Genomic DNA, 24,961 nt, shown 5'->3' with positions numbered 1-24,961 from the left:
AGTATTGTAGTTAAGAAAAAATAAAAAAAAGCAAAAAAGGACTTGCATATTAGCAACTAATATGGTTAAATAAATATCGTTGTTGAGTTAACAACGCTGACTTAGCTCAGTTGGCAGAGCACGTCACTAGTAATGATGAGGTCGGAGGTTCGAATCCTCTAGTCAGCATTCAGAAGAATTATTTAAATTAATTATCCTTGATTTATCAATGTTTTAGGCAGATAGATTAAGGATAATTTTTATTTGTAAAGAATAATTAAGAACACCATCGGAACATAAAAAAAGAAATGTTCCGTAGCTGATTTTTTTGATAGACACAAAGATTGATATAACAGCATTTGTAACCATTTTTTTGTGTGCAGAACAACATTTTTTTTGCAAAAAAAGTATTCACATCATAACGTGAGTGCTTTTTTATTTTTAGTTAATTATTAAAAAACAAGTTAGTATAGAAAAAATGCAATAAAATATATGTTTATTTTTAAATAGTCTAGTGCTAAAATAGTATACATAGAAAGGAAACGGGGGTTTGCTTTCCATTTATATAACAACACAAACTTTTATTTATACCCTCCATAGAAAGAAGATTATCTATCATGAAAAACTCCAAAATTATTACTAAATTAGCCTTAATGACTGCCCTGATGGGTAGTGGTGTTACAACAACTTTAATGTCAACTAACGCTTCAGTAGTCAAAGCCTATACGGCTCCAACGGCAACTGATAAAGATTATAGTCGCATTCAAAAATTATCTAAACAACCTGGTATGCATAAAGTAACTAGAAAATGGTACCCAGGATGGGATTTAGGTAATAATGTACATAGTTACATTAATATGAAAACACTTAAGCCATTCAATGATATCAGTAATCCAGGTCGAGAATGGGCGTCAATTACAGCAGCTGGTACAATTAACGGCACACCTTATGTCTTACTAAATGATCTAAATAGCGCCCCAAGTTATGCACCTGCTGCATTTTTCGCCTTACCTTATGGGATGAAATTCAAAGAAGGACATAAACCTGTTGAAGCTTATCTTGGTGCTATTGCAAATTCAGATAATGGCTATTTACCTTTAGATGATGAATATGGACGTTTACCAGTTAAAACTAATACTGTGTATAGCGATCGTAAAGATGGTCATTTCGAGTTAACCATGGCAAAATATGGTCAAAACCACGGTAAGAACCAAGGATTTTTCATTGGTAAAACTGTAATCCATATGAACGATGGGGACGATTACTACCCAGTGTATGCTTATACACCAGAAGAAGCCTTACCAGTTTACTACATTAAAACGTCTGATATTGACCAATTCGAACCAGCTACAGTAACTTATCGTAAAATTGGTACCATTACCAAAGATCACAAGTTCAGAGCTGATGAGAAAAAGATGTCTTTCTAATATTAATTTTTATTCCCCACATGCGTGGGGGTGATCCCCTTGCAATTAATTCAATAACACTACTTAACGGGAGTGTTCCCCACATGCGTGGGGGTGATCCGCGATCCGTAGATATTAGATTGAGTCATTTTTTGTAAAATTAGTCACAAAAAAAGCAGTTTAAACTTAAACTGCTTTTTTTCTTTTCGGGTTTCCTTTTATTTTTAATTACTATCACCATCAGGGTCTAATCTTACTTCATTTTGAATCGTTCTAGCGCCTTTGGCTCGAATATAATTATTAACATGAATCGAACCTAAATTTACATTAAATGGTACTTTGATTTGAATATAATAAGTCACATCCGCACCATAATCAGCTGGTTTTCTATTATATCGATCGTCATCTGTGATTTCATTAGGTTTTAGTTTTGTTAGATCATGTACACTTACTTGAAACATGTCATGATACTTTTGCTCACTTTCGTCTTTTAAAATCTTATATGCGGAATGAGTTAAACCACCAGACCGTGAAATTACTTGATCAGCGGTGTACTCAAACCGATTATATTGACTAACAGTAATCATAATTGATGAGAAAAAAATAATAAATAATAATCCAATCATCCATGTAATATGCGATAAAATCCAATCGATTACTTGACTCATTTATTCTCACCTACTTCACAAAAGCCTTCATAACACTCATTAGTAAACTACCTACCCACATTAAGACAAAGGCAATCATTGGTAATAAAATTACCCCAATAATTTTTAAATTAATTGCATTGAATCGCTTAAGTTTCTGGTCGATAACTGTATCAATTTGATCAGTTAGTTCTTTAGTAGCATCTGTAGCTAAAGTACGAATATTTTGATCATTTACATCCCCTAAGTACATTTGTTGAATAACTAGCATTACCATTTCCGCCGATTGTGATACTGAATACGCATGTGAAAAATCAAGAAATGGTTTTGGGTCATTTGGATCAGGACGCATATCAATAATTAAGCGATTTAAATTATCACGATCTTCAGCCGAATTCATTCTGGGTACAATTTTTTTCAAGATCGAAAATAAATTTGCTCCCGTTTTAGCTTCTGGCAAATATGCCGATGCCATTCGCACAAAACTTGACCAAGTTTAGTAAAGTAAATTATTTTTCAAATTTTATTTTATCTTTTCATAAGCAATAGTAATCATATAAGTGTATCGCCTGAAATAAACTGTTCTTCTAACATATTTGAAAGACGTAATTCAGGTGTAACTCCAATTTTTTCTAATAAGTTAATATAGTGACGGTCAAGTTCTTTAAGCCATTGAATAATCAAGTCTATTGCAACCGTGCAAACAGTCAAAGCCTCATTATTATTAGTGATTATTAATTTTATTTTGAAGAAGTTCCAAATATAATCTTGGTTAAAAGAGGATGTAGTATCATCTGTATTTTCTATAATCATTTTTTGAAATAAGGGTACTATTGAATCTAGTTCGCTAGCTAATGACATTAACATTTCATAAGCGTTATGAGGCACTTTTGCTATTTTTTCGTCAATAACGTACATATTTTCAAGCGAAAATCGTAAAAAAGAATCTGGTTCTTCAGAAAAAGAAATATCGATGCTTCTGTCTCCCTTATTTCGTTTTTTATTAAGAATTAAGTATTCTTGAATATCTTCATATGTAACTGCTAGTTGTTGAATTAATTCGTTTAAATTCCAGTAGTTTTTGGCTTCTTTATCGCTAGCTAAATAAGCTGCAATATTATATCTATTGAGTGGTATAAGAATTTCTGTGGATCTAAGAGCAACCCGGGAAAATAATAATGCTAGTTGGTGAGCGACTTCCATAGTGTAATCTAGTATTTGCTGGTGAGTAATAAAAAATGTTTCTAAGTAACTAATATCTAGAACCCTAGAAAGGGCTAATCTAATCCTATAATCCGCTGGACGTGTTGGCGGATTTTTTTTGTACCATTTTTTGATTGCTGAATTGGCACTAAGTTTTGGCTTTGAAGGAACTAAGTAATCTTTGGGAATTGAAATTAAAGTTAAGTTTTGATCACCAGTAATTTTTTGAACTTCTTTGTTGATTTGTTCAGCTAAGTCATTTTGCGAAAGGCTATTACTTTTAATGTAGTCCTTAATGAACCGAGGTAGTTCATTGGGGCAATTGATGATGCACTGTTTGGATTTAGTCATGAAAGTTCACCTCTTGATAATTTTTAGTACCTTAAGAAATTTAAGGTGTGCGGTCACTAGTTCTTATCTGATTTTATACTGAAGATATGAAGCTTGAGATATCTAGCTTCATGATATCATAAAATTTTTTAAGGGCGCATGCCCAGAAAGGGGTCTCATATGAGAACAAAGTTAAGAAAAGGTGGCTACTCAACTGATACAGCTGCCACTTACGTCGATCAAAGTCAACCCGTCTACAGCCTAAGTGTCGAACTTGAACCACAACACAAATGGGAAAACAATGAGCCTACTGAAGAAATCGTTGGGTATCGGGGTTGGTTCAGCCAAAAGGGACTTGAACCGTTTCAAGTTAAATTTTCTGATCAAGTAAAACTACCTGAATATCTTGCTAAAGTAAACCTTGACAGCCTTGAGGCGTGTGAAGTTCGTGGTCAAGTTTACTTTAGAGCTGCTACATTGAAAGAAGTGAAGTAGCCTATGACCGAACTGAAGTCGTATCTCACCAGGTGTCTCAATATGGCACTGGCAATTGAAAATGAAACAACCTACACAAATAGCTTTGATATTGCTGTTAGATTAGATGGCTTCATCTTTATCCCGCGGTTTCCCGCGGGATATGTGCTTGATGAGGCCTTGTACCAACGTATTTACCAGATTGCCAACGCAGCTCTTTATCCAAATTATACCCTGCTGAAACAAAATGGTATCTACTTTGTACCACTATATGATAATCCGCTTGAAGTTAAGCGCGGTCTGTTCTTCCCATGGCGGAAAGGTACAGCACAACGTCTAGTTATCCATAACCTTGATGTATTTTTTACTGAACGGGCTAAGACTAACGATAAGTTAATCATTCCATTAATGAATAATTATGCGATTGATTATCACCAAGTGACTAGTATCGCGATTGCGGGTAACTCGGGCGCCGGTAAGAGTTATTTTCTTACCTATTTATTATCAGCTTTAAACAGTATTTCAGATTTGGTCATAGTTGATCCTAAACGCGACAGCCCTAGTCGCTGGGCTCGTAACCATCAACTGCAAGCATTGTATCCAACTGCAAATTCGTCAAAATCAGATTATGTTTCATCCGTAAGTGATGAACTGGGTAAGGCCATGAAAGTGATTTACTCCCGGCAAGTTGACCTTTTTAATGATCCAACTAAGGACTTCAAACCGGTCACAATCGTGATTGATGAAGTCTTAGCCTTGACCGAAGGGGTCAATAAAGCAGTCAAAGACGCATTTTTTGCACTTTTATCACAGATTGCCCTACTAGGACGTGCTACACAGGTACACTTGATCTTATGCGGTCAACGGTTAGACCACACGGCAGTACCAACCTCGGTGCGGGAACAAGTGAATGTCAGTGTCCAATTAGGCAACATCAACTCCAAGACCACGCAATTCCTTTTTCCAGATCTCGATCCCACGGGGTTAGTAATTCCTACAGGTCAAGGCACGGGAATTATTCAAGTAATTGATCAAGAACACCCTTACAACGCGTTGCCATTTTTAGCCCCAACTTATACAGATGAAAGGAAGTAATTCTTATGAATAACAAAAATTATCCCACTGTTGGATTAAAAGCTAGTTATTGTTTACTACATATGAGTTTGATTGAATTATTTCTAATAGTAATAATGATAATTGATCCAATATTTAGTCACCTATTTAAAAATCTCTTTTTACTTGATTTGTTGGTTGATCCATTAAATCAAGTAGAATTTGTTTTCATTTTTATAGCAGTTGTTGGTGCAATAGTATGGATAGCAATGTTTTTAATTACTCGAAACTACCAACACGGTAATAGTTTTCATAATTATTGGCTAAGCTGGCGAGCAACTTGTAGCTTACGCCAAGCAAATAAAATTAAACCACAATTCAAACAAGTTAAAATCGGTGACACCTGGCGTAACCAGAAAATCATTAATCCAATTGACCAAGAATTCAATTATGCAATCAAAGGCTGGTTCATTGATCAACGCACTGACGCACTAACAATCTGGCTTTTAGTACCTGATCAAGCTGATGCACAAGCTATTTTTGAGCAAAGGCTGCCTATTATTGAGTCTAATATCCGCCATGATTACCATGATTTCACTTTTTCACCAGCTGAACGAGTTGGTAATTATTACCGGATTTTGGCTAATAAGTTTTGATTTATGCCAATGCAGCACTGCCGCTTTTGCGTTAAGCAAAGGAGCGGCAAGGGCTGCTTTTGGCGGATAAAAAGCAGTTAAACTCAACTTGTGTTATAACCGCTAATCCATACCAGTCGTGACATTTTTAGGGCTTGTTATTAAAATGTCACCAACTGTGCAAGTGTGCAGGAAACGCCAAAAAATAGAAGAGAGGTGAAGCCGATGAAGAAAGACATTAGAGCTAGGCAGTTTATGTTCGTGCAGGATAAGTCCCACTTGAAAATAAAACTAAAAGATTTACCTAATATCCTCGATGACTCAGGTGCCCTTGAGTGGGCTTATATCAACCACAATCATGACCAAGATGAGGCTGGTAATTCTGTTCGGGAGCATTACCACATAGTACTTAAGTACGAACATCCCCAAACAATTACAACTATTGCTAAGTTGTTCAAGGATAAACAACAGTATGTTCAAGTCTGGCACGGTCGGATAAATAACGCATATTCTTACCTAATCCATGAAACAAATGACGCTGAAGAGGACGATGGAAAATACCATTACCCCTTAGATGCAGTCAAAGCCTCATTTGACTTTGAAAAACGCATGAAACTAATTCGAGCCAAAATCAAATTGAGCCCGAAATATGAAAAAGAACAGATCAGACGTTATGCGGAACAACTGATTAGCCGTAAACAACTAGAAGATGAATTAGGTATTTACGGCATTGCTAGAAACCAGCAATTAATTGACAAAATTGACACTGAACTAGTCAACCGAACGCATGAGCAATGGCTCCAGCAGTTCAAAGGTCACAAAATGACTACCCTGTGGCTTTATGGTAAGGCTGGCGTTGGTAAGACCCGTTTAGCAGAATATATGTTAAAAGATCAGGACTATATTACTCTTGGTAGCTCACGTGATCACTTTCAAGAATACCGTGGCCAACGCTTCGTAATACTAAATGATTTAAGACCCAACGATTTTGAATATAGTGACTTGTTACGATTGTTAGATCCTTACCAACATGACAAAGCTGCTCCTAGTCGTTATCATGACAAGCGCCTCAATCTTGAAAAGTTGATCATTACAACCCCTTATGATCCGTTTGATTTTTATAAAAATATCGACTCGATTAAGGATATTCAAGTCGATTCAATTAACCAATTGTTAAGAAGAATTAAGCCAATTGAAGTTACTGATCAACTGATCAAAACCATTAGGCACAAAGTAGTTAACCGCCAAAATAAAAAAGCTAGTCACACCGACCAAGATAGTAACTAGCTATTTCAAAAATTTTTACAAGCTAAGTATAAAGCAAACTTATTCAAAAAGAAACTTTGCTTAGATTAAAGAAAGGACAATTGCTATGAAAAAGTTAAAATTCAACTATAAATTTACAAATTATAACATTTGGTTTAATCCGTTAGAATTTCAACAAATTAGTCGTTTCGGCTTGATTGGACGTCGAATCGGTGAGGTTACCATTGTTAACGAAGTCGAGCCACGATTGGATTCAGTAGAAGAGGCACTAGTGTGTCAAGTGTGCAATTGCCTTAAGGAAAATGACCAACCACTAGAAATTCTTCTTTTTACCGATTATTTAGAAGATTATTCCAGATTTATTCATAAAGAAGTAACAGCGGATCTAGGTAATTTCTACTGTCCTGCTTGGCAAGAAATTCCTACTTATCAAGTAGTTGGGCTACGAATTGTAGGTGAGTAACTATGACGTTGGTAATCTTAAATGGTAAGCAATTGCGTGAACAATTGCATATAAGCACAACAATTTTTTATAGGCTTCGTAAAGCTGGTATGCCGTACCACCAATTACCAGGTGGTCGAGCCTATTATAGCCTTGATGAAGTTGAAAAGTGGCTTACCCAAGCGGGTTATCACCAGGAAAAAACTTGGGTCAAATAATTAAATTTGAGATAGAATAAAGATGTTACAAATGCTGTCTTTGTTCTATCTTTTTTTAGAAGAAAGACAGGTAATCAAATTGTTTAAAAAGCTAAAAGTAGGAAAACATGCTAATGAATATTTAGTCAGAATTCAGCCAACTGACAAAGTTACGGGTAAAAGAATTAATTGGCCGGTTAAGTATGCTGATAATCGCAAAAATGCAATTAAATTAGAACGACAAATGTGGGCTGAATATGAGTCAGGTCTCAATCCCAATGATGGTAAAGTTGTGTTTGCGGATGATTTCAAGCGCTATGTTAAATTACGTTCAAAGTCAATTAGCAAAGTTACTTTAAAGTCTTGGCAAGAAACCGCTAGGTCAGTTAATAGCTATTTTGGAAAAGCTAGAATTGATCAAATATCTACTGCAATGGTTAATAAATATGCACATGATTATGTTGCTAAGCACAAAGCAACTGTTAGTAGGTCATCTAATATTGCTAAGCGTTTGATTCATTTGCGTAATTATTTTAAGTCACTTGAAGGCAAGGTGATTAAAGAAAATCCAGTACCAGAAAATGCTTTAAAGGTATTTTTCAAACAAAGTGATTTTACAGTTTCACAAGAGTGGCGCATTTTTACCACTGATGAATTAGTCAAAATTAGAAAATTAATTGTTCATGACTTGAAGCATAATCCAGTTGAAATGAACGGCAGTAAGTTAGCGATTTTAATCGAGAGCTACACTGGCATGAGAGTTGGAGAATTACAAGCTCTAAAATTTTCCAATATAGTTCGAGATGAAGATGTCCTAACTTTTAGAATTAACGATAGTTGGTCAGATTTAACTAAGTCTTTTAATGGCTCTCTAAAAGCGCGTCCTAAAGGTTATACAAGAACATTATTGCCAATTCCTCAAGATGTTATCGATCTAGTAAGAATTTACCAAGCAAGACAAAAACAATTTCTAGTTGATCATGACTTATGTAATCCACTTGATTTAGTCTTTATGAATATACATGACTATAAAAAAGCTAGTAATCAAGAGCCAATCACACAAAAGAGTATTAATGAGATGCTTAGGAAAATTTGCCAGCAATTAGATATTAACTCTAATGGGCAACGCATGAGTCTCTATTCATTTCGTCACACCGTTTGTACGCAATTGGCTAACACCCCTAAAATGTCGTATCCTTGGGCCGCTGATAAAATGGGTCACTCACTTCAGATGTTCATGAAAACTTATGTCGGACTTTCAGAAGATATTAACAAGAAAATGAATGAGTTATGGGTAGGTTAGTAACGGAACATAATTCGAACATTATTTTTAAGATTTTGTTGTCAAAAATACTGATATATAAGGATTTGTTGACTAGAACCTCCGCTCCTCTAGTCAGCATAACTTTTTATAAATTAGCTTTAAGAAGTCTATTATTGAGGTTATATAAATATCTTGATAATGGGCTTTTTTCGTGTTTTTTATTTTTAGTTGATAGTTATGTAAAGTTGTTAATATTTAACTTTTGCCACACAACTGCCACAAAAATAGAATTAGATAATTTTTGTGTGGTAAAGATGTTTCTGATTCACAATAAATATTAGCATGTACACTTGTCGGCATACAGTAGCGACTAAGTTAGGCAATACTCCGAGAATGTCTTATCCATGGGCAGCAAGTCGTATGGGTCATACAGTTAAAATGTTTATGAAAACTTATGTGCATGTAGATGAAGATAGGAATATTGAGATGTCGGATTTGGTTATTAATAATAATATTTTTAAATTAAATTAAAATACTTGATAATTAATAACAAAAATATTAAAATATATATCAAAAGTACAGCCTAGGAGTACTTTTACAACTACTAGAACTATAAATATTTAGGATGTGAATATTATTATCTACAGTACTAGTAATTGCTGGAGCGGTTGTCTCATTATCAGGCCTCCCTGCTATTAGCCAAGCAGCAACAACTGATATGAGTTCAAAGGTACCTAACAGCGGGTATGTAGCTTTTGATGATAATAATAAAGTTATTGAAAGTTCGTCTCCAGTTTTTACTTCACAATCGGTTAAGAAGTCTGATTCACCGGCTACAACGACATACTCACCAGGTTATCCTTGGTGGCCGCATAGTCGTTGGGTATATTTTGCAGATCATCATAATTATTTTAATGGATATAAATGGTCTCACTCAAATTATTATCATGATAGTGAAAGACATTCTTCAACGGCAGCAGTAGGCGGAAAAGATACAACTACTATATATGCAGGAGCCAATAAGTTTTCTTATGCTCTTGCCAAAGGCTATGGGACAGCACAAGCATGGTACTGGGCACCGTATATTTAGAAAATTTTAATTAGAAGAAAATTTAAGTATTTTTTACTAAGGGCTGTATATGAATTTAAAAGTTTATATATAGCCTTTTGTTTATTAAGATAAATATGGTAAAGATATGTTCAAGCAGTTTTTAAGGGTGGTCCTAGTAATTACTTCAGCTGTTACAATTTTATTATGGCTATTATTTATGACGGACCAGCATAATAAGGTAATGAATCAAGATAGAAGTAACCTGAATAACTTTTATATTCAATTAGGTCTGCCGCTCAAGTCTACAAGCGATCTAAAATATAAGAAAATAGTCGCAGACATTAGTAAAATAAGCAAGCTGCTCAACATTCCTTTTTTGAAAATAGCTGGTTATAAGGGGCATGGACTTGGGCCCAAAACAGTTGATTATTCAAAAACAGTTGATGATACGGTTTTTGAAGTAAGCGATTTGGATTCGAGCGCTCTAGCCAAGTCCTTCAAGGTCAAGCTAAGGAACGGTCATGAATATTCGACTAAATATTCAAAAAGCAGGGTGCCTCTTGTTAAATATGGCATTGCAGATTTTACAATAAAAAGAATAGATATATATAAAAGTCCGCAAACCAGAGAAGGGTTATTTTATTTGCAAACCCAAGATATAACTGGTGTCAGAAAATTCAGGAGAATACTTAGTAAAAAGTTAAATAAAGATTTAGGCGTTAAGCTTACCGAGAATGATTTTAATCCAAGCACTGTTCCTAATCTTGATCAATCAGGGCCAGTTAATTTTCAACAACTAGCGATTACTATGACATTCTTTCAATTGGTCCTTATTATAATTTACTGCTTATCTATTAGTAGAGATCTGGGCATTTATCGCTTGCTTGGATATTCAATCGTTTCTGCGCTGAAAAAGACAACTATGCCATTGTTATTATTAGGGTCGGGAATAGGAGTTATACCTGCTTTAATTTTAGCAATAGTGAATAAGCATTACGAACTTATTTGGCCATTAATTTCCTTAGCATGCCTAGTAATGGTTGTACTTGGTTTGGTTATATTCTTAATTGCATTTATATTAAATATACTGCCCACTAGTAGATTATTAATAAAGCGTACTTATGCAAAAGCAACTTTCGTAGTTGTATATGTTGTAAAAGGTATCTTATTAACATTTGTCTTATCCTCTGCATTACCACTGGGAGATTTAATGTATCAATCTATAGTTGCTAATGTTAATGACAATAAATCTGCTGTTTATAATGATTATGCCGTATTTTTTCCAACTTCTATTGGATATAATCAAGAGGATTTAATTAATCCTCAAAATCAATCCAAACTGCTAAATAGTGTTGTTTATCCAGATGTTAATAAGAATGGCGGAATTTTGATTGATACTATAGGAATAAGCGGTCCAAATAGTAAAATGAAGCGGCAATATCAGCTTGTAACCGTCAATCCAAATTATTTAAGATTTAATCCATTATATAAAAGTGATGGAACAAGGGTCAGAGAAAACGAAGTTAATAAACGACCAAGTATTTTATTAGCTAAGAAGTATAGATCGAACTTAAAATTACAAAGCCAAATAAAGCAGTATATATATAAAGATCTAAAAATTAACAATCCAAGAATAATATATATTAATAATAATCAGTCGATTATTGATGAAGCCGGAGAAAAGGTTAGGAATTATGGCTATATTTATGTAAGGTCACCTAAAGTTTTTGATGAATATGGCAATATGTTCACTGGAAATGATCGAGACCCGTTAAAAATAGCATTACACGGGAAGACGCCGCAAGAGGTTTATAAAACCAAATACCAGGCATTATTTAAAAAATATAATTTGACCGATAATTACCCGCAATTAATTAGAGCTAGCGCTATCCAATTAAATGTATTGCAGCAAGCGGAAGGTAATATAATGGCTAATATTATCTCAATCATGATTACTTTAGTTACATTTTTAGTTATTTCGATTTCATTGGTTTATCTATATTTTTCTATATTTGGACGTACGTATGCAATTAAACAAACGTTGGGGATATCTATAGCAAGAAGTAGCTTGGGATTATGGCTACTATGGGTAATTCAGATAATACTTACCGTAATATTTACGTTTAGTAGCAGCCAAGTTAGTGTTTCAGGTATTGTGTTATTAATTTTTGCAATAGGTGTTGACTTTATAGTGAGTTTGGTCGGGTTAAAAATATTTTCAAAGAATTCAATAAGGGGGCTGCTAAATGAATAATATAGTTGAATTGATAAAAGTAAATAAAAACTTCAGAGCAAAGAAGGTTCTCCATAATGTAAATTTGAAAATAACAAGTAATAAAATCACAACTATTTATGGTCCTAGTGGATCGGGAAAATCAACTTTGCTCAATATAATTGGCTTGCTTGATAACTTAAATAGCGGACAACTAGTACTATTTAATAAACAAGCTCCTAAAATCAATAGTGCCAAAGCCCGCAAACTTCTTCAAACAAAAATTAGTTATCTGTTTCAGAATTATGCATTACTTAATGATCAAAGCATTAAAAAGAATTTGCAGTTGGCTAAGTTAGATACTAAAGAATTAAAAGTTTCCTTTGAAGAAAGAAAGTCATTATTATTAGACAAGTTAAATATTGAAGCAAATGAAAAGACCAAAGTAGGATTATTGTCTGGGGGAGAGCAACAACGTATCTCTTTTGCACGGTGTTTATTAAAGCCATGCGAATTAATCTTGTGTGATGAGCCCACGGGATCGCTTGATCCAAAGAATAGAGAAGTTATCTTTAACGCGCTTAAGTTTGCCCAAAGTGAGGGTAAAACGATTGTGATAGTGTCGCATGACCCGTATATTATCAATAACAGCGACATTGCAATTGATTTAAGGTCAATTATGGATTAACTTAACGGACAAGCTTTAATAAAAGATTATTTAACAATAATCACAATTTGCCCCACATGATTTTATTATTGGTGACTATAAGAGTTATTGTGGTAAAGCTGGAAGTTGCAAACCTCTATGCTTCTAGTCATTTAGAAGAATTATTTAAATTAATTATCCTTGATTTACCAATGTTTTAGGCAGATAAATTAAGGATAATTTTTATTTGTAAAGAATAATTAAGAACACAATCGGAACATAAATATTGTTACCATGCAGAGCCTTTAACATTATTATGTATATTAAAAAAGTAGTCGTGAGACTACTTTTTTTGGTACTTTGATTTTGCTTCGCTTATTTTTCAAGTAAATCAATCGTACTCTTTTTAAAAAAATTCCAGGTAGAAGCACATAAAAAGCCTACGATTAAACCATAAATGATGATTATTAAATAGCTAGGAAGCTGACGCAAATAGCTGATGCTATGACAAAAGTCAAATATTTCTTGTCGAAATAGTATAGCCATTAATGCCCAAAAAAATGACCAAAGCATCTGAATTCGATTAACGGCTTTTTGCTTAGGTGATCTGTTTTTATATTTTATTTGATTATTTGCTAAATGTGATTTAAATGCATTCAATTTAAGTCCCCCCTAACTAATTTGCTAATTTTAAATTAAAGATATTAAAGCACAATTAAGCGTTATAAGCAATTGCTAATTTTTAATGTGGATCAATAGCTTTGAATTTTATTAAAGGGATAGTACCGAAAAACAACTTTTCCAATTAATGGCACTAAGTTTAACTGGTCCAAAAAAGCGGGAATCTCTGGAAATATCACGGTATTCGCCCTTTACAAAGTAATATCCTTGAGGGACTTTATAAGTAAAATTAGTGGTAAAGGGTTCACCTGCATCTTTGTCAGCTTTTTTAAAATGGTTGTTTAAGTATGGTTCTGGTAATAATTTGCCATTGATATAAATTTGATCACTTTTAGAAATAATGGTATCGCCAGGAAGTCCAATAATTCGTTTTAAGTAAAGGGCTCTAGGAACGTCTTAAGTAGTTTTTGGGGCACGTAGCACCACGACATCATTGTGCTTAGATGAAAAGTTGCGCCATGTAACCAAGCGGTCATTATCTTCAAAGTTAGGTTGCATAGATGCTCCTGAAACACGATTATTTGAAATCAAAAATTGTAATAAAAGAAAAAAGATTCCCAGAGTAATTATTGTCATAACGATGACATCAAAGATAAATTTTCCCCCAACTTTCTTTTTTAGTGGTTTTATTTGTATTCATAAATTATCCTCCGCTTATTTTTTATTATATCTCAATTAAAGTATATTTTGAGATCTAATTAATGTTATAGCTTGATTGATTTTATTAATTTAATTTAATAGAATATTAATTATAAAATTAACATAATCGTCTAAAAAATGGAGATGGTATTATCAAAAACTTAGTTAAAAAAGAAAGAGAAAAGCGAAAATTAACTCAAGCTTTACTTGCTGAAAAAGTAGGGGTAAATGAACTGACAATAAATTCAATTGAGCAAGAACGCTATCAACCATCAATTATTTTAGCTTATAAGTTAGCACAGGTATTTGCTACTAATATTGAAACCTTATTTTGCTTGCAGGAGTACTTTGAGAATGAAAAAAAATAATCAAAAAAGGAAATTGATGTACTATTTAGAAACATTTTTCTTTTTATTATGTTCAGTCCTGAGCCTGTATGAATTAGGGCGAGATTTTTTATATAAAGTTGAGTGGATTAAACTGCTTAAAGATAGTGTATGGCTAGTCTTAGCTATCATTGTGACTATTGGTAGTTTTTTGCGTGCAAAAGATGTGGGTACCAGTGAAGATGATGATGAACGCGATAGGTATCTAACGATGAAAGTAGATCAGCAGGCATATAGAATTACTAAGGTATTACTATTTGTGATTGGCTATGGTCTTTTTGCTTGGGGTATGATTTTAAGTAAGAGTGTAGGATATAATGAACAAGTAATGGTTATAGTTATTATATCTGCAGTGTTGGTAGGGTTATGGAATTTATTACTTTTAATTGAATTAATTTTGGGTCTGTATAATTACCTGCGGAAATAAGTAAATAATTTTCAAACAGTAGTGACGGTTTGTTTTTAAATTTAATTTTAGAATAGATTTTATGTGATGCTGAAATTTATTAATTAAGAAGGTAAAGTTTAATTGTCACTCACATGATTATACGTTTGAAAAGGGTTGAATATTGTAACCAACTAATTATTTCGTTATAATTAGGGTAAATATAAAATTTGTGGTTGGAGTTTACAGTAATGCAAAACTTTCAAGATTTGTCTCTTTGGGTCAAGAGATAGCTTGAAAGTTTTTTTAGTTTGAGAAAGGATAATCAATGAACTTTATTAGTCAATATATTTTAATCTTATTAGTAACTTCTATATTGGGTGGATTATTTAATCATTTCAAATTTCCACCAGTTGTTGGGAACTTACTAGCTGGAATTTTATTAGGTCCTGCTATGTTGACCTTGATAAAACCTAATTCGTTTTTAGAATTATTAGCACAATTAGGTGTCATTTGTTTAATGTTTCTTGCTGGATTAGAAAGCAACTTATCATTATTGAAGAAATATTTAAAATTAAGTCTTACGATTGCTGGTTTAGGAGTTATATTGCCTATTCTTATGCTTGGAATTGCCAGTCTTTTATTTGGAATACATCTTTTAGAAGCGATTTTTATTGGGATAGTTTTTGCAGCAACTAGTGTGGCAATTTCTGTTGCTGTTTTGCAAGATGCAGGTCAACTTCATTCTCGACTTGGTTCAGCAATTTTGGGTGCTGCGGTGGTTGATGATGTTTTAGCTGTGCTTGTACTTAGTATTTTTTCTGCTGTTAGTCATATTGACGGGAATAAAAATGGGTTAACAGATAATTGGGGAATTAATTTTTTAATTGAAATAAGCTATTTTGGGTTAGTTTGGTTAATCTATGATATTGTACCTAAACTTATGAATTTAGTAACTAGACTTTCATTGCCACATTCAGAAGTGGTTTTTGCGTTTATTCTTACCTTGGTAATGTCAAGGATAGCGGAAAAAGTTGGATTATCTGAAGTAGTTGGTGCTTTTTTTAGTGGATTAGCAATTGGACAAACAAAAAATGCTAAGAATATTATTAAAACAATTGACACAGCAGGTTATACTTTTTTTATTCCGGTCTTTTTTGTAAATATTGGATTATCAGTTACATTTATTGGCTTTATTAAAGAAGGATGGTTTATTTTAATAATGACTATTTTAGCTGTTTTTAGTAAATATGTTGCGGGGCAATGGGCTGGTAAACTATTTGATTTTACAAAAATGGAAAGTAGAAGTATTGGAGCAGGCATGGTTTCTCGTGGAGAAGTTGCATTAATTGTCGCACAGATTGGTTTTATGAATCATATGCTTACTCAAGAAATTTATTCGGATTTAATTATCATTGTTATAATGACCACTATTATTTCACCTATTATGTTAAATCATTTTTTACATAAAATTGTTTAATATAATAATGGTATACAAAAAATATTATTATAATGAATAAGAACTACTGGTTAGCCAAAAGGGGCCAATTATTATGAAAAAATTGTTGGACACTTGCATTTAGTGCGTGCATTAGCTGGTTTTTTTGCTAAAAGTGTTTGCAAGATTGTCTTGACAAAATATAGAAAGCGCATACAATTATACTTGTAAAGTTTGTTAACCGGTTAACTAAATTTTATAAGCATTAATTTTATTAAAAAGAGTAATTAAAAACTATCGTGTAGGATTTGCTTTGTAGGAATTAATTTCAGCTGTGGTTTAGACGCCTGCTTATGTTCCAATTTCTGTCGGAGAATATGCATGGCAGTTTTACCAATTGCCTCAGAATTTTGCCGAATGCAGCTAATTGGTGGTGTCATTACTTGCATCCAATCAAATTCTTCATAAGTTGCTACGCCATAATCTTCTGGATAAGAAAAATTTAGTTGTTGCATAGTGCGCAGTAAATGTAAGAGTACGCGAGCATTCATGCAAAAGAAGCCAATTTTAGCAGCAGTATTTTGTTCCATTATAGTCTTAATATTCTGAGTAAATTGTTGATATTCTACTTTTTTCCCATGATGGGGCACGGCAACTAAATGGTTTAAAGTAGAATAGTGAGTTGCCTTGATGAAGCCTTGGTAGCGTTGGGTTCGAGTGCTGATATTTTGGAAAGGCCAAGTAACAAAATAAAGGTTGTCGTAGTGCTTAGCTTGCATTTTTTGCACCAATTCTTGTACTGATGCCATATTATCCGTTGCAACTGTGTCAATAATTAAATTAGAAGATTGGCGGTCAACCATGACTGTATTTTGGTTTGAGAGGGATTGATAGATGGGGCTGTCAGGATTAACTGGATCAACGATAATTCCAGCTACGCCATCATTTTTTAAGCGTGTAATATTATCGATTTCTTTTTGCTCACTATTAGCAGCATTAGTGAATAATACGCGATAATTGTAATTATCACATTGTTCATAAATACCTGATAATACTTGTGAAGTGAAGGGATTAGTAATATCAGCAATAGAAACCCCAATTGTTTTATTTTCATTCTTGGCTAAATTTCGCGCGGTTGAATTAGGCCTAAAATTGGTATGACTGATTATTTGATTTAAATGTTTGCGTGTTTTTAGTGACATCCGATCGTAGTTGCCATTGAGATAATTTGAAACTGTAGCAGTTGATACCTTGGCCATAGTTGCAATATCTCTAATAGTTAGTTTTTCCATAATTAAACCTCAATCAATATTATCTTAAATATATCGTAATTTTTATTTGACTAAGAATCAAGTTGTACTAAATAGTTAACCGATTAACATAGTGATATGCTAATCAATTAGGCAGTAAAGGTAGGTGAGCAGGTGACTAATCACTTTATTGTTAATACAGCAGCTTTTCAAAATAAAAAAACTGCTGTTGAGCAAGTGAAATACGTTAAAGTAGCACAAAATTTAGGCTTTGAAGCAATTGAAATTCGAAGTGAGCTTTTAAATGGCTCAAAGCAGGAATTACAGGATATAGCGCAGATTGCTAAAACAAATAAATATAAAGTTTATTACAGCGTAGGCGATGTTTTATTTAACAAGCAACAGCTAAATTCTAAGTTGTCGGTGTATTTAGAACAAATGCATGAATTAGGTGCTACTCATTTAAAAATGAACTTAGGTGAGTTTAATCCAACAAACGATGGTTGGTATCAAGAATTAAAAGGAATACTTGATGGATCTTTTAAATTATATATTGAAGATAATCAAACTCCAATTGAAAGCGACTTATACCAAACTAAGGCTTTCTTAGAGCAGGGATCTTCTTTGGGGATTAAGTATTGCTTTGATATTGCTAACTGGAGCTGGTTAGCGGCGGATGTCTATACCGCAGCTAAGGCTTTAGCTGATTTTACAGAGTACATTCATTTAAAAAATATTCGAACTATCGGTAACCAAAAAGTGGTAACAAGCTTAACTACAGGTGAACTAAACTGGAGAGAAATTTTGGCTATGTTACCACAAGCTAATTATTTTGGTTTTGAATATGCGGCAAAATCAGAACAGCTAGAGTCAGATTTGCAGTTAGTTAAGCAGTTAACTTCATAGTTAAGGGGATGAGGGTGTGTTAGAAACTGTTAATCGTATTTTTCAAGTTTTTGGTGCGAGTGTAGTTGTGCCAGTCATGATTTTTATTGTCGCACTATGTTTAAAGGTTAAGCCTAAAACTGCCATGATGAGTGCATTTTATGCAGGCGTGGGCTTAACGGGATTTGGTTGGATAATTCAAGCCTTTACGCCGACGATAACCAAAATTATCAAGCAAATGGTTAACAACACAGGAATCAAATTACCAATTGTTGATATTGGTTGGCAAGCAGGTTCATTAGCCTCTTTTGGCTCATCAGTTGGACTAAGTTTTTTCGTCTTTGGCTTGATAGCTGAATTGTTATTGTTTGCCCTTGGCATTACTAAAATTTTTATGGCTTCCAATTTATGGAATAATTTTGGTTTTATGATTTGGGGCACAACCTGTTATTATGTTACTCATAATTTTTGGCTATCACTAGGGTTATCATTTTTCATGTTACTTTATACTTTAGTTTTAGCTGAAATTCAAGCTGATCGCTGGTCAGATTATTACGGGGTCAAGAATGCCTCCGTAGCGTCTTTGCACAATATTGAACAAGTTATACCGGCAATTTTACTAGATCCTTTGTGGAACTTATTAGGGTTTAACAAGGTTAAAATGACCCCTGAATATTTCAAAAATAAGCTAGGTGTTTTTGGTGAACCGACTACTTTAGGGGCCCTACTAGGACTAATTATTGGAATTTTAGGTAATTTAAATAGCCTAGGTTCTTTAGCAGCATGGGGACAAATTTTTTCAGTAGCGGTACAATTGTCCGCTGTTATGACTATTTTCCCCTTAATTACTAATGTCTTTTCGAAAGCCTTTACGCCTTTAGCAGACGAAATTGATAAAAATACGCACAAAAATACGGCTAAAGCTAAAGAAAGTGTTAGTGAGACTACTAATAAAAAGCGGTGGTTCTTGGGAGTTGATGATGGAGTTGGGTATGGTGAGCCTGCTACAATTATTTCAGGTGTAATTTTAATTCCTATTATGGTTTTAATAGCCTTTATCCTTCCAGGTAATAAAACTCTGCCAATTGTTGATTTGATTTCCTTACCGTTCATGGTTGAATCGATTGTTGCTCTGACTCGGGGGAATATTTTAAAAGTAATTGCTAATGGAATTGTTTGGTTTAGTTTGGGATTATATGCTTCTAGCTGGCTCGGTAGTTTTTATACGGGAGCAGTCTCGCATTACGGCGTTGCCCTTCCAGCGGGTATAGTCTTGATTACCAGCTTTAATTTAATGGCTCGCCCCTTGAATGCTTTAGTATTTGCGGCGTTTGTTTCGCAAAATCCATTGTTAATTGGCTTAGTAGTTTTAATTTATTTGGCATTATTATTTGCTTTACGGCGGTATCGTCCACAAATTTGGCAATATTTAAGTAAAATGGCAGATAAAAATAGAGGTTATTCTGGTAGTGATGAAAAAATAACTTATTAATCGAAAGGAGATAATTATTATGAAAAAAATTGATGGACACATGCATTTAGTACGCTCGTTAGCTGGTTTATCTGCTAAGGGGAGAATGACTCCCCTAGGCAAAGGTCAGGCAATTTGGGACAATGGGATGTTTCTTAATTTGATTCCTGAAGGCTGGGGTGATGATAATTTTACTGCCGAATCGGCTTTAAAAGTAATGGAAGACGATGAGGTTGAAAAGGCAGTTTTGCTTCAGGGCAGCTTATATGGCTTTCAAAATTATTATTCTTATCAAGCTGTTAAAAAATATCCTGATAAATTTATTGCAGCCTTTTCAGTTGATCCCTTTGCCGATAATGCAATGGAAATTGTTCGCCGGCATGTAGAAGACTTAGGTTTTCGGGCAATTAAGTTAGAAATTAGTCAAGGTGGTGGGTTACATGGTTATCATCATCCATTTCGTTTAGATACTTCACCAGAATTAGGTAAAATGTTCCACTACTTTGCTGATTATCCTGGATTTGTGATTACCGTTGATTATGGTGACTATACGCAATTTAGCTATCAACCCGAAGCAATTGTTAATTTAGCACAACGTTATCCCAAATTGGATTTTGTAGTTTGTCATTTATCATTCCCTAGTGCTGATCATTTGAATCGTTTAGCTAATGCTTTAGAGCAATGGGAACCATATAATAATATAACTACTGAAATTGCGGCAATTCAAGATATTGAACATGAAACAGAATTTCCATTTCCGCGCTGTCAAAAAGATGTAGCTTTAGCAAAAGATATTTTGGGGGCTAAAAGAATTCTTTGGGGAACCGATTCACCATGGTCTTCGACTTTTAACTCATATCATAATTTAGCAACTTGGTTAGAAGAAACTGATATCTTTACTGCATCGGAATTAGAAGATGTTATGTATAATAATGCTAACCGGATTTATTTCAAACCGCAAAATATACAAGCAGTTCGTGATAGTGAAGACCCAGTTTTGAAGAAAATATAGTAAGGAAGTAAAAAGATGAGTAAAATAAAAGTATTAGTCACAGGAATTATTCCTGAAGCAGGTTTAACTGAACTGAAACAAAATTTTGATGTTACTTATGACCCAGAAAAAGAGACGCGTGAATGGGTTTTAGAACATTTATCTGAATATGAAGGATTATTAATTATGGGGATGAAGGGTGATCGAGAATTGATCGATGCCGGTACTAACCTCAAAATTATTACTGCTAATGGAGTTGGCTTTGACCATATTGATATTGAATATGCTAAGCAAAAGGGTATTGTGGTAGCAAATTGTCCTCAAGGTGTACGCGTTCCAACAGCAGAAATGACTTTTACCCTCTTATTAGCGACAGTTAGACATCTTCATTTTTATGATAAAGTTGTGCGCAGTGGGCAATGGATTGATGTCTCTGAACCACAGTATATGGGGATGAGTTTACAGGGTAAAGCACTTGGTGTTTATGGTATGGGGCGTATTGGCTCTGAAGTAGCTAAATTTGCGCAAGTATTCGGTATGAAAGTTATTTATAATGATGCCCATCGCTTAACTCCTGAATTAGAAGCAAAATTAGATGTTAAATATGTGGATTTTGATACCTTAGTTCAAACTTCAGATGTAATTACTTTGCATGCTCCAGCCCTTACTTCAACCAATGGAATTTTTAACGCGGAAGTATTTAAAAAGATGAAAGATACAGCTTACATCATTAATGCGGCGCGGGGACAATTGATTAAACAAACTGACTTGATTGCAGCCCTTAAAAATGGTGATATTGCAGGAGCAGGTCTTGATGTTTATGAAACTGAACCAGATATTCCACAAGCTTTACGTGATTTAGATAATGTTGTTCTATCACCGCATGCTGGAACGGGTACTTTAGAAGCGCGGACAGCGATTGCACGTGAAGCCTCACAGAATTTGATTTCATATTTACGTGATAAGAAACCACTAAACCAAGTTAATAAATAATAGCTTAACTTTTACCAGTAACACTGGTAGTTGGCTCAATTATTGAGGAATCCCCCAAATAGTTTCGTGCTAGGAGGGGATTCCTTTTTTCAAAAATTATAACTGAGGTAGAAGTATGGAATTTAATAAAATTTTTAGTGATCAGCTTGATCATTGTTATGCAATTATGCGATTACAAGCCTTAAATCGTGATTTTATCATAGTAGCTTCAGAAGAAAATCAGCCATGCTATGCTTATGATTTAAATAATAATTTTAACAAGTCCACTGTTTGGTCAGACATTGGTGGAACAATGACTATGGTTCAGATACCAGGAACATTAAATTTTTTAGCAACGCAAAAGTTTTATCCAGGCTTTAATTCTTTACATTGCCGGATTGTAAAAGAAACTTTCAATGGGCAAGGTTGGGATCAAAGTATTGTGGGGGAGTTTCCCTATATCCACCGCTTTGATATTATCCCCAAAACTAAAGACGATTATTGGTATATCGGCTGTTCAATTGCTAATTCCAAAAAAAATACGAATGATTGGTCTGATCCCGGAAAAGTCTGGGTAGGTATTTATAAAGATAAACCACAAAAAATTACCGCTTTAAAGGCTTTACCAATTAGAATTACCAAAAATCATGGTTATCAAAGGATGGCAGGTTATTCTTTAATTACTGGTGAAGAAGGTATATTTCGCTTAGATTATCCAACTAAAGTGGATGATTGGCAACTGCAACAATTATCAAGTATTGCGACTTCTGATATTGTAGCAACTGATCTTAATGACGATGGACAATTAGAATATTTGGCAATTGATGGATTTCATGGCTCTTATTTAAGAATGTATGATAGCAATTTCCATACTCTAGCAAGAACTACTAAAGAAACCCCTTTCGGGCATGCACTATGGGGTGGAGAAATTAAGGACCATAACTACTTTTTATTTGGTTGGCGTTCAGGAGCACAGGGGTTAAAACTGATTAAAAATGTTGATTTAACTGGCGATTTATTAGCTAGTCATCTTGGCCCAAGTAATGTGTTAGTTTATCAAAAGGAACAACAACACTATTTACTATCGGCTAACCGTGAAGCTAATGAAGTGGCCATCTATCAAATTTGTGATAAATAAGGTGAAGTACAATGAATTATTTTTTGACTATTGATAATGGTGGAACTAATACTAAGGTCGTCATTTGCAATGAATTAGGGCAACAACTAGGCTTGGCTTCGTTTCCAACCAAACGTGTATCTTCCCAACCAGACTTTCAAGAAATTAAATTGTCAACTTTATTAGTAGATATTGGTCGTGTGATTCAAGAGGCTTTACATAATGCCCACTTAAAAGCAACGCAAATTAGTGCAGTTACAGTAGTGGGTCATGGTAAAGGATTATATGCGCTTGATAAGGAAGGCAAAATATTTATGAATGGTATTTTGTCGACGGATAGTCGAGCTAAAGGTATTGCGACTGAGTTAAATCAGCAACTAGTAAAAATTTATGCGCTTAGTCATCAACAAATTATGGCCAGTCAGGCACCAGTTATTTTGCGTTGGTTAAAAGATAATCAACCGGTTAAGTACAATCAAATTGGCTATATCCTATCTAATAAAGATTTTATTCGGTATCTTTTAACCGGTAATATTTTGCAGGAGCTAGGGGATGCATCTGGTAATAATTTAATTAATTTGACAACTAAGCAATACGATACAAGATTATATGATTTCTTTGGTATTTCAGAAATTTCTGCTAAGTTACCACCATTGATTAATGCAACTGATTTAGCAGGGCATATAACAAGTCAGGCAGCTAAAATAACAGGGTTAGTCAGTGGCACACCAGTTTATGGCGGGATGTTTGATATTGATGCTTGTGCCCTAGCAACTGGTGTCTTAGATGATAGTTTATTTAGTATGATTGCTGGAACGTGGAATATGAATATCTTTCCTAGTCACCAGTTGGCGCCACTTGACTCAGGCTTAATGAATTCTATTTTTCCTACTGGTGATAACTTAATTGAAGCATCAAGCCCAACTTCTGCCGGTAATCTTGATATGATGCTCAAAATTTTGCTAGCAGATGAAATTCAAAATGCTAAGCAAAATCATAAGTCAATTTATGATTATTTGGAGCAAATGCTAGATACCACCAAGGCAGATTATGCTCAATTATTTTTCTTTCCATTTTTATATGGTAGTAATATAAATCCAAATGCTGAAGGTGCCTTTATTGGTTTGCAAAGTTCGACCACTAAAACTGAGATGATTCGAGCAGTTTATGAAGGGATTTGCTTTGCCCACCGTTATCATCTGGATCAGTTATTAAAAATATTGGGTCATAATCCTACTGCAATTAGAATGTCTGGTGGAGCATGTAACTCTAAGCATTGGGTCCAAATGTTTGCAGATATCCTAAACTTGCCAGTTGAAATTACTGCTGCAACTGAATTAGGAGGCTTAGGGGGAGCTATAACTTGTGCCGTTGGCCGTGGTGTCTATCCTGATCTACCGACTGCAGTAGGTAAAATGACAAAAGTAACAGCTCAATATCAACCATGCCGTGAAGAAACTAGGATTTATAATCAAAAGTATCAAGTTTATTGTTCATTATTACAAGCGCTAGATGGCGCCTGGAATAATTTAAGCAAGTTAAAAAAGGAGTTGAATGTGTATCATGACAACTAATGCACTCGGAATTTACGAAAAAGCTTTACCACAAAATCTATCCTGGCGGGAAACGTTTGAATTAACACATGACTTAGGTTTTAATTTTTTAGAATTTTCGATTGATGAAAGTGATCAACGGTTGGCGCGGCTTGATTGGACACGCCAGCAACGCCAGGAATTTCGTGACCTAATGTGGGCTACTAAGACACGCATTAATAACTTAATGCTCTCTGGTCACCGCCGCTTTCCTTTGGGTTCAGCCAACCCCCAAATTCGCCAGCAGGCATTAACGATGATGCAAAAGGCAATCGATTTGTGTGTTGACTTAGGCATTCATAACATTCAAATGGCGGGTTATGATGTTTATTATGAAGAAAAGACGGCT

General features: G+C 34.2%; 27 protein-coding genes, 1 tRNA gene, 1 pseudogene and 1 other annotated feature. Of the genes and pseudogenes, 23 read left to right on the top strand and 6 right to left on the bottom strand.

Going from position 1 to position 24,961, the window contains the following annotated elements:
- The first annotated feature begins 95 nt into the window (after nucleotides 1–95).
- A tRNA-Thr gene (locus tag BM203_RS05125) sits at nucleotides 96–168 on the top strand.
- A gap of 428 nt (nucleotides 169–596) precedes the next feature.
- Complete coding sequence (locus BM203_RS05120; protein ID WP_090093290.1) at nucleotides 597–1,406, top strand: hypothetical protein; 810 nt, start codon at nucleotides 597–599, stop codon at nucleotides 1,404–1,406.
- A 203-nt stretch (nucleotides 1,407–1,609) separates the two neighbouring features.
- Here BM203_RS05120 and BM203_RS05115 read toward each other — a convergent pair whose 3' ends face one another.
- From BM203_RS05115 to BM203_RS05105, 3 genes are all read right to left on the bottom strand, one after another.
- Complete coding sequence (locus tag BM203_RS05115) at nucleotides 1,610–2,053, bottom strand: hypothetical protein (RefSeq protein ID WP_090093289.1); 444 nt, start codon at nucleotides 2,051–2,053, stop codon at nucleotides 1,610–1,612.
- A 10-nt stretch (nucleotides 2,054–2,063) separates the two neighbouring features.
- A complete protein-coding gene (locus BM203_RS05110) occupies nucleotides 2,064–2,507 on the bottom strand; it encodes a hypothetical protein (protein ID WP_090093288.1) in 444 nt (147 codons plus the stop codon).
- Between the two features lie 77 nt (nucleotides 2,508–2,584).
- Nucleotides 2,585–3,586: a hypothetical protein gene (locus BM203_RS05105; protein WP_090093287.1), complete on the bottom strand. Its 1,002-nt coding sequence runs from the start codon at nucleotides 3,584–3,586 to the stop codon at nucleotides 2,585–2,587.
- 159 nt (nucleotides 3,587–3,745) lie between these two features.
- On the opposite strand from BM203_RS05105, the gene BM203_RS05100 reads away from it, so the two are divergent.
- The 11 genes from BM203_RS05100 to BM203_RS05055 all read left to right on the top strand — a co-directional run bounded on the left by BM203_RS05100 (nucleotide 3,746) and on the right by BM203_RS05055 (nucleotide 12,847).
- On the top strand, nucleotides 3,746–4,060 hold the full coding sequence (locus BM203_RS05100) for a hypothetical protein (RefSeq protein WP_090093286.1): 315 nt from the start codon (nucleotides 3,746–3,748) through the stop codon (nucleotides 4,058–4,060).
- 3 nt (nucleotides 4,061–4,063) lie between these two features.
- Entirely contained in the window at nucleotides 4,064–5,134 is a 1,071-nt protein-coding gene (locus BM203_RS05095) for a cell division protein FtsK (protein WP_090093285.1), read from the top strand.
- 5 nt (nucleotides 5,135–5,139) lie between these two features.
- Entirely contained in the window at nucleotides 5,140–5,748 is a 609-nt protein-coding gene (locus BM203_RS05090) for a hypothetical protein (protein WP_090093284.1), read from the top strand.
- 204 nt (nucleotides 5,749–5,952) lie between these two features.
- The gene (locus BM203_RS05085) at nucleotides 5,953–7,014 is read left to right on the top strand and encodes a Rep family protein (RefSeq protein ID WP_090093283.1); all 1,062 of its coding nucleotides are present in this window, start codon (nucleotides 5,953–5,955) and stop codon (nucleotides 7,012–7,014) included.
- Nucleotides 7,015–7,186: 172 nt separating this feature from the next.
- Complete coding sequence (locus tag BM203_RS05080; protein ID WP_208856620.1) at nucleotides 7,187–7,456, top strand: hypothetical protein; 270 nt, start codon at nucleotides 7,187–7,189, stop codon at nucleotides 7,454–7,456.
- Nucleotides 7,457–7,458: 2 nt separating this feature from the next.
- A complete protein-coding gene (locus BM203_RS05075) occupies nucleotides 7,459–7,653 on the top strand; it encodes a helix-turn-helix transcriptional regulator (protein WP_090093280.1) in 195 nt (64 codons plus the stop codon).
- A gap of 22 nt (nucleotides 7,654–7,675) precedes the next feature.
- Nucleotides 7,676–8,935, top strand: a complete 1,260-nt coding sequence (locus tag BM203_RS05070; RefSeq protein WP_322867147.1) for a tyrosine-type recombinase/integrase — start codon at nucleotides 7,676–7,678, stop codon at nucleotides 8,933–8,935.
- Nucleotides 8,936–9,238: 303 nt separating this feature from the next.
- The gene (locus BM203_RS08320; RefSeq protein ID WP_244269960.1) at nucleotides 9,239–9,427 is read left to right on the top strand and encodes a hypothetical protein; all 189 of its coding nucleotides are present in this window, start codon (nucleotides 9,239–9,241) and stop codon (nucleotides 9,425–9,427) included.
- 187 nt (nucleotides 9,428–9,614) lie between these two features.
- On the top strand, nucleotides 9,615–9,986 hold the full coding sequence (locus tag BM203_RS05065) for a lactococcin 972 family bacteriocin (RefSeq protein WP_090093278.1): 372 nt from the start codon (nucleotides 9,615–9,617) through the stop codon (nucleotides 9,984–9,986).
- 202 nt (nucleotides 9,987–10,188) lie between these two features.
- The gene (locus BM203_RS05060) at nucleotides 10,189–12,201 is read left to right on the top strand and encodes a bacteriocin-associated protein (RefSeq protein WP_133158280.1); all 2,013 of its coding nucleotides are present in this window, start codon (nucleotides 10,189–10,191) and stop codon (nucleotides 12,199–12,201) included.
- Nucleotides 12,194–12,847: an ATP-binding cassette domain-containing protein gene (locus BM203_RS05055; protein ID WP_090093275.1), complete on the top strand. Its 654-nt coding sequence runs from the start codon at nucleotides 12,194–12,196 to the stop codon at nucleotides 12,845–12,847. The genes BM203_RS05060 and BM203_RS05055 overlap by 8 nt, the downstream gene beginning before the upstream one ends.
- A 333-nt stretch (nucleotides 12,848–13,180) precedes the next feature.
- Here the strand turns inward: BM203_RS05055 and BM203_RS05050 are convergent, their stop codons facing one another.
- Entirely contained in the window at nucleotides 13,181–13,465 is a 285-nt protein-coding gene (locus BM203_RS05050) for a hypothetical protein (protein WP_090093273.1), read from the bottom strand.
- 111 nt (nucleotides 13,466–13,576) lie between these two features.
- Nucleotides 13,577–14,062, bottom strand: a pseudogene (gene lepB, locus BM203_RS05045) (signal peptidase I).
- Nucleotides 14,063–14,274: 212 nt separating this feature from the next.
- Between lepB and BM203_RS05040 the strand changes: the two are divergent.
- From BM203_RS05040 to BM203_RS05030, 3 genes are all read left to right on the top strand, one after another.
- On the top strand, nucleotides 14,275–14,493 hold the full coding sequence (locus BM203_RS05040) for a helix-turn-helix transcriptional regulator (RefSeq protein WP_322867246.1): 219 nt from the start codon (nucleotides 14,275–14,277) through the stop codon (nucleotides 14,491–14,493).
- 16 nt (nucleotides 14,494–14,509) lie between these two features.
- Nucleotides 14,510–14,938 (top strand): hypothetical protein, encoded by a 429-nt coding sequence (locus tag BM203_RS05035; RefSeq protein WP_133158279.1) that lies wholly within the window; start codon nucleotides 14,510–14,512, stop codon nucleotides 14,936–14,938.
- Between the two features lie 192 nt (nucleotides 14,939–15,130).
- Nucleotides 15,131–15,187: a sequence feature (sodium ion sensor (DUF1646 type); this cis-regulatory element may regulate processes involved in with the transportation of sodium ions), on the top strand.
- A gap of 37 nt (nucleotides 15,188–15,224) precedes the next feature.
- The gene (locus BM203_RS05030; RefSeq protein WP_090093269.1) at nucleotides 15,225–16,376 is read left to right on the top strand and encodes a cation:proton antiporter; all 1,152 of its coding nucleotides are present in this window, start codon (nucleotides 15,225–15,227) and stop codon (nucleotides 16,374–16,376) included.
- A 245-nt stretch (nucleotides 16,377–16,621) separates the two neighbouring features.
- Here BM203_RS05030 and BM203_RS05025 read toward each other — a convergent pair whose 3' ends face one another.
- Nucleotides 16,622–17,626, bottom strand: a complete 1,005-nt coding sequence (locus BM203_RS05025) for a LacI family DNA-binding transcriptional regulator (RefSeq protein ID WP_090093268.1) — start codon at nucleotides 17,624–17,626, stop codon at nucleotides 16,622–16,624.
- A 132-nt stretch (nucleotides 17,627–17,758) separates the two neighbouring features.
- Here BM203_RS05025 and BM203_RS05020 point away from each other — a divergent pair, with 132 nt between their 5' ends.
- The 7 genes from BM203_RS05020 to BM203_RS04990 form a co-directional block, all read left to right on the top strand.
- Nucleotides 17,759–18,490: a sugar phosphate isomerase/epimerase family protein gene (locus BM203_RS05020; RefSeq protein ID WP_090093266.1), complete on the top strand. Its 732-nt coding sequence runs from the start codon at nucleotides 17,759–17,761 to the stop codon at nucleotides 18,488–18,490.
- Between the two features lie 16 nt (nucleotides 18,491–18,506).
- Nucleotides 18,507–19,961: a PTS galactitol transporter subunit IIC gene (locus BM203_RS05015; protein ID WP_090093264.1), complete on the top strand. Its 1,455-nt coding sequence runs from the start codon at nucleotides 18,507–18,509 to the stop codon at nucleotides 19,959–19,961.
- A gap of 19 nt (nucleotides 19,962–19,980) precedes the next feature.
- On the top strand, nucleotides 19,981–20,952 hold the full coding sequence (locus tag BM203_RS05010; RefSeq protein WP_090093263.1) for an amidohydrolase family protein: 972 nt from the start codon (nucleotides 19,981–19,983) through the stop codon (nucleotides 20,950–20,952).
- Between the two features lie 15 nt (nucleotides 20,953–20,967).
- The gene (locus BM203_RS05005) at nucleotides 20,968–21,924 is read left to right on the top strand and encodes an NAD(P)-dependent oxidoreductase (protein ID WP_090093261.1); all 957 of its coding nucleotides are present in this window, start codon (nucleotides 20,968–20,970) and stop codon (nucleotides 21,922–21,924) included.
- 115 nt (nucleotides 21,925–22,039) lie between these two features.
- Nucleotides 22,040–23,041: a hypothetical protein gene (locus BM203_RS05000; protein WP_090093259.1), complete on the top strand. Its 1,002-nt coding sequence runs from the start codon at nucleotides 22,040–22,042 to the stop codon at nucleotides 23,039–23,041.
- Nucleotides 23,042–23,052: 11 nt separating this feature from the next.
- Nucleotides 23,053–24,594 (top strand): FGGY-family carbohydrate kinase, encoded by a 1,542-nt coding sequence (locus tag BM203_RS04995; protein ID WP_090093258.1) that lies wholly within the window; start codon nucleotides 23,053–23,055, stop codon nucleotides 24,592–24,594.
- Nucleotides 24,584–24,961 (top strand): TIM barrel protein (locus BM203_RS04990; protein WP_143453047.1); only part of this gene is annotated, 378 nt, incomplete at its 3' end. The genes BM203_RS04995 and BM203_RS04990, both read left to right, overlap by 11 nt.

Source organism: Lactobacillus bombicola, from assembly GCF_900112665.1.
Lineage (GTDB): Bacteria > Bacillota > Bacilli > Lactobacillales > Lactobacillaceae > Lactobacillus > Lactobacillus bombicola.
Note: the sequence above shows the minus strand (reverse complement) of the source record. Positions and strands in the feature narration are given on the sequence as shown.

Excerpts from the sequence above, each read along its gene's own strand:
- BM203_RS05120 (WP_090093290.1), top strand. The coding sequence starts at position 597 with ATGAAAAACTCCAAAATTATTACTAAATTAGCCTTAATGACTGCCCTG.
- BM203_RS05115 (WP_090093289.1), bottom strand. The coding sequence starts at position 2,053 with ATGAGTCAAGTAATCGATTGGATTTTATCGCATATTACATGGATGATT.
- BM203_RS05110 (WP_090093288.1), bottom strand. The coding sequence starts at position 2,507 with ATGGCATCGGCATATTTGCCAGAAGCTAAAACGGGAGCAAATTTATTT.
- BM203_RS05105 (WP_090093287.1), bottom strand. The coding sequence starts at position 3,586 with ATGACTAAATCCAAACAGTGCATCATCAATTGCCCCAATGAACTACCT.
- BM203_RS05100 (WP_090093286.1), top strand. The coding sequence starts at position 3,746 with ATGAGAACAAAGTTAAGAAAAGGTGGCTACTCAACTGATACAGCTGCC.
- BM203_RS05095 (WP_090093285.1), top strand. The coding sequence starts at position 4,064 with ATGACCGAACTGAAGTCGTATCTCACCAGGTGTCTCAATATGGCACTG.
- BM203_RS05090 (WP_090093284.1), top strand. The coding sequence starts at position 5,140 with ATGAATAACAAAAATTATCCCACTGTTGGATTAAAAGCTAGTTATTGT.
- BM203_RS05085 (WP_090093283.1), top strand. The coding sequence starts at position 5,953 with ATGAAGAAAGACATTAGAGCTAGGCAGTTTATGTTCGTGCAGGATAAG.
- BM203_RS05075 (WP_090093280.1), top strand. The coding sequence starts at position 7,459 with ATGACGTTGGTAATCTTAAATGGTAAGCAATTGCGTGAACAATTGCAT.
- BM203_RS05070 (WP_322867147.1), top strand. The coding sequence starts at position 7,676 with ATGTTACAAATGCTGTCTTTGTTCTATCTTTTTTTAGAAGAAAGACAG.
- BM203_RS08320 (WP_244269960.1), top strand. The coding sequence starts at position 9,239 with ATGTACACTTGTCGGCATACAGTAGCGACTAAGTTAGGCAATACTCCG.
- BM203_RS05065 (WP_090093278.1), top strand. The coding sequence starts at position 9,615 with ATGAGTTCAAAGGTACCTAACAGCGGGTATGTAGCTTTTGATGATAAT.
- BM203_RS05060 (WP_133158280.1), top strand. The coding sequence starts at position 10,189 with ATGAATCAAGATAGAAGTAACCTGAATAACTTTTATATTCAATTAGGT.
- BM203_RS05055 (WP_090093275.1), top strand. The coding sequence starts at position 12,194 with ATGAATAATATAGTTGAATTGATAAAAGTAAATAAAAACTTCAGAGCA.
- BM203_RS05035 (WP_133158279.1), top strand. The coding sequence starts at position 14,510 with ATGTACTATTTAGAAACATTTTTCTTTTTATTATGTTCAGTCCTGAGC.
- BM203_RS05030 (WP_090093269.1), top strand. The coding sequence starts at position 15,225 with ATGAACTTTATTAGTCAATATATTTTAATCTTATTAGTAACTTCTATA.
- BM203_RS05025 (WP_090093268.1), bottom strand. The coding sequence starts at position 17,626 with ATGGAAAAACTAACTATTAGAGATATTGCAACTATGGCCAAGGTATCA.
- BM203_RS05010 (WP_090093263.1), top strand. The coding sequence starts at position 19,981 with ATGAAAAAAATTGATGGACACATGCATTTAGTACGCTCGTTAGCTGGT.
- BM203_RS05005 (WP_090093261.1), top strand. The coding sequence starts at position 20,968 with ATGAGTAAAATAAAAGTATTAGTCACAGGAATTATTCCTGAAGCAGGT.
- BM203_RS05000 (WP_090093259.1), top strand. The coding sequence starts at position 22,040 with ATGGAATTTAATAAAATTTTTAGTGATCAGCTTGATCATTGTTATGCA.
- BM203_RS04995 (WP_090093258.1), top strand. The coding sequence starts at position 23,053 with ATGAATTATTTTTTGACTATTGATAATGGTGGAACTAATACTAAGGTC.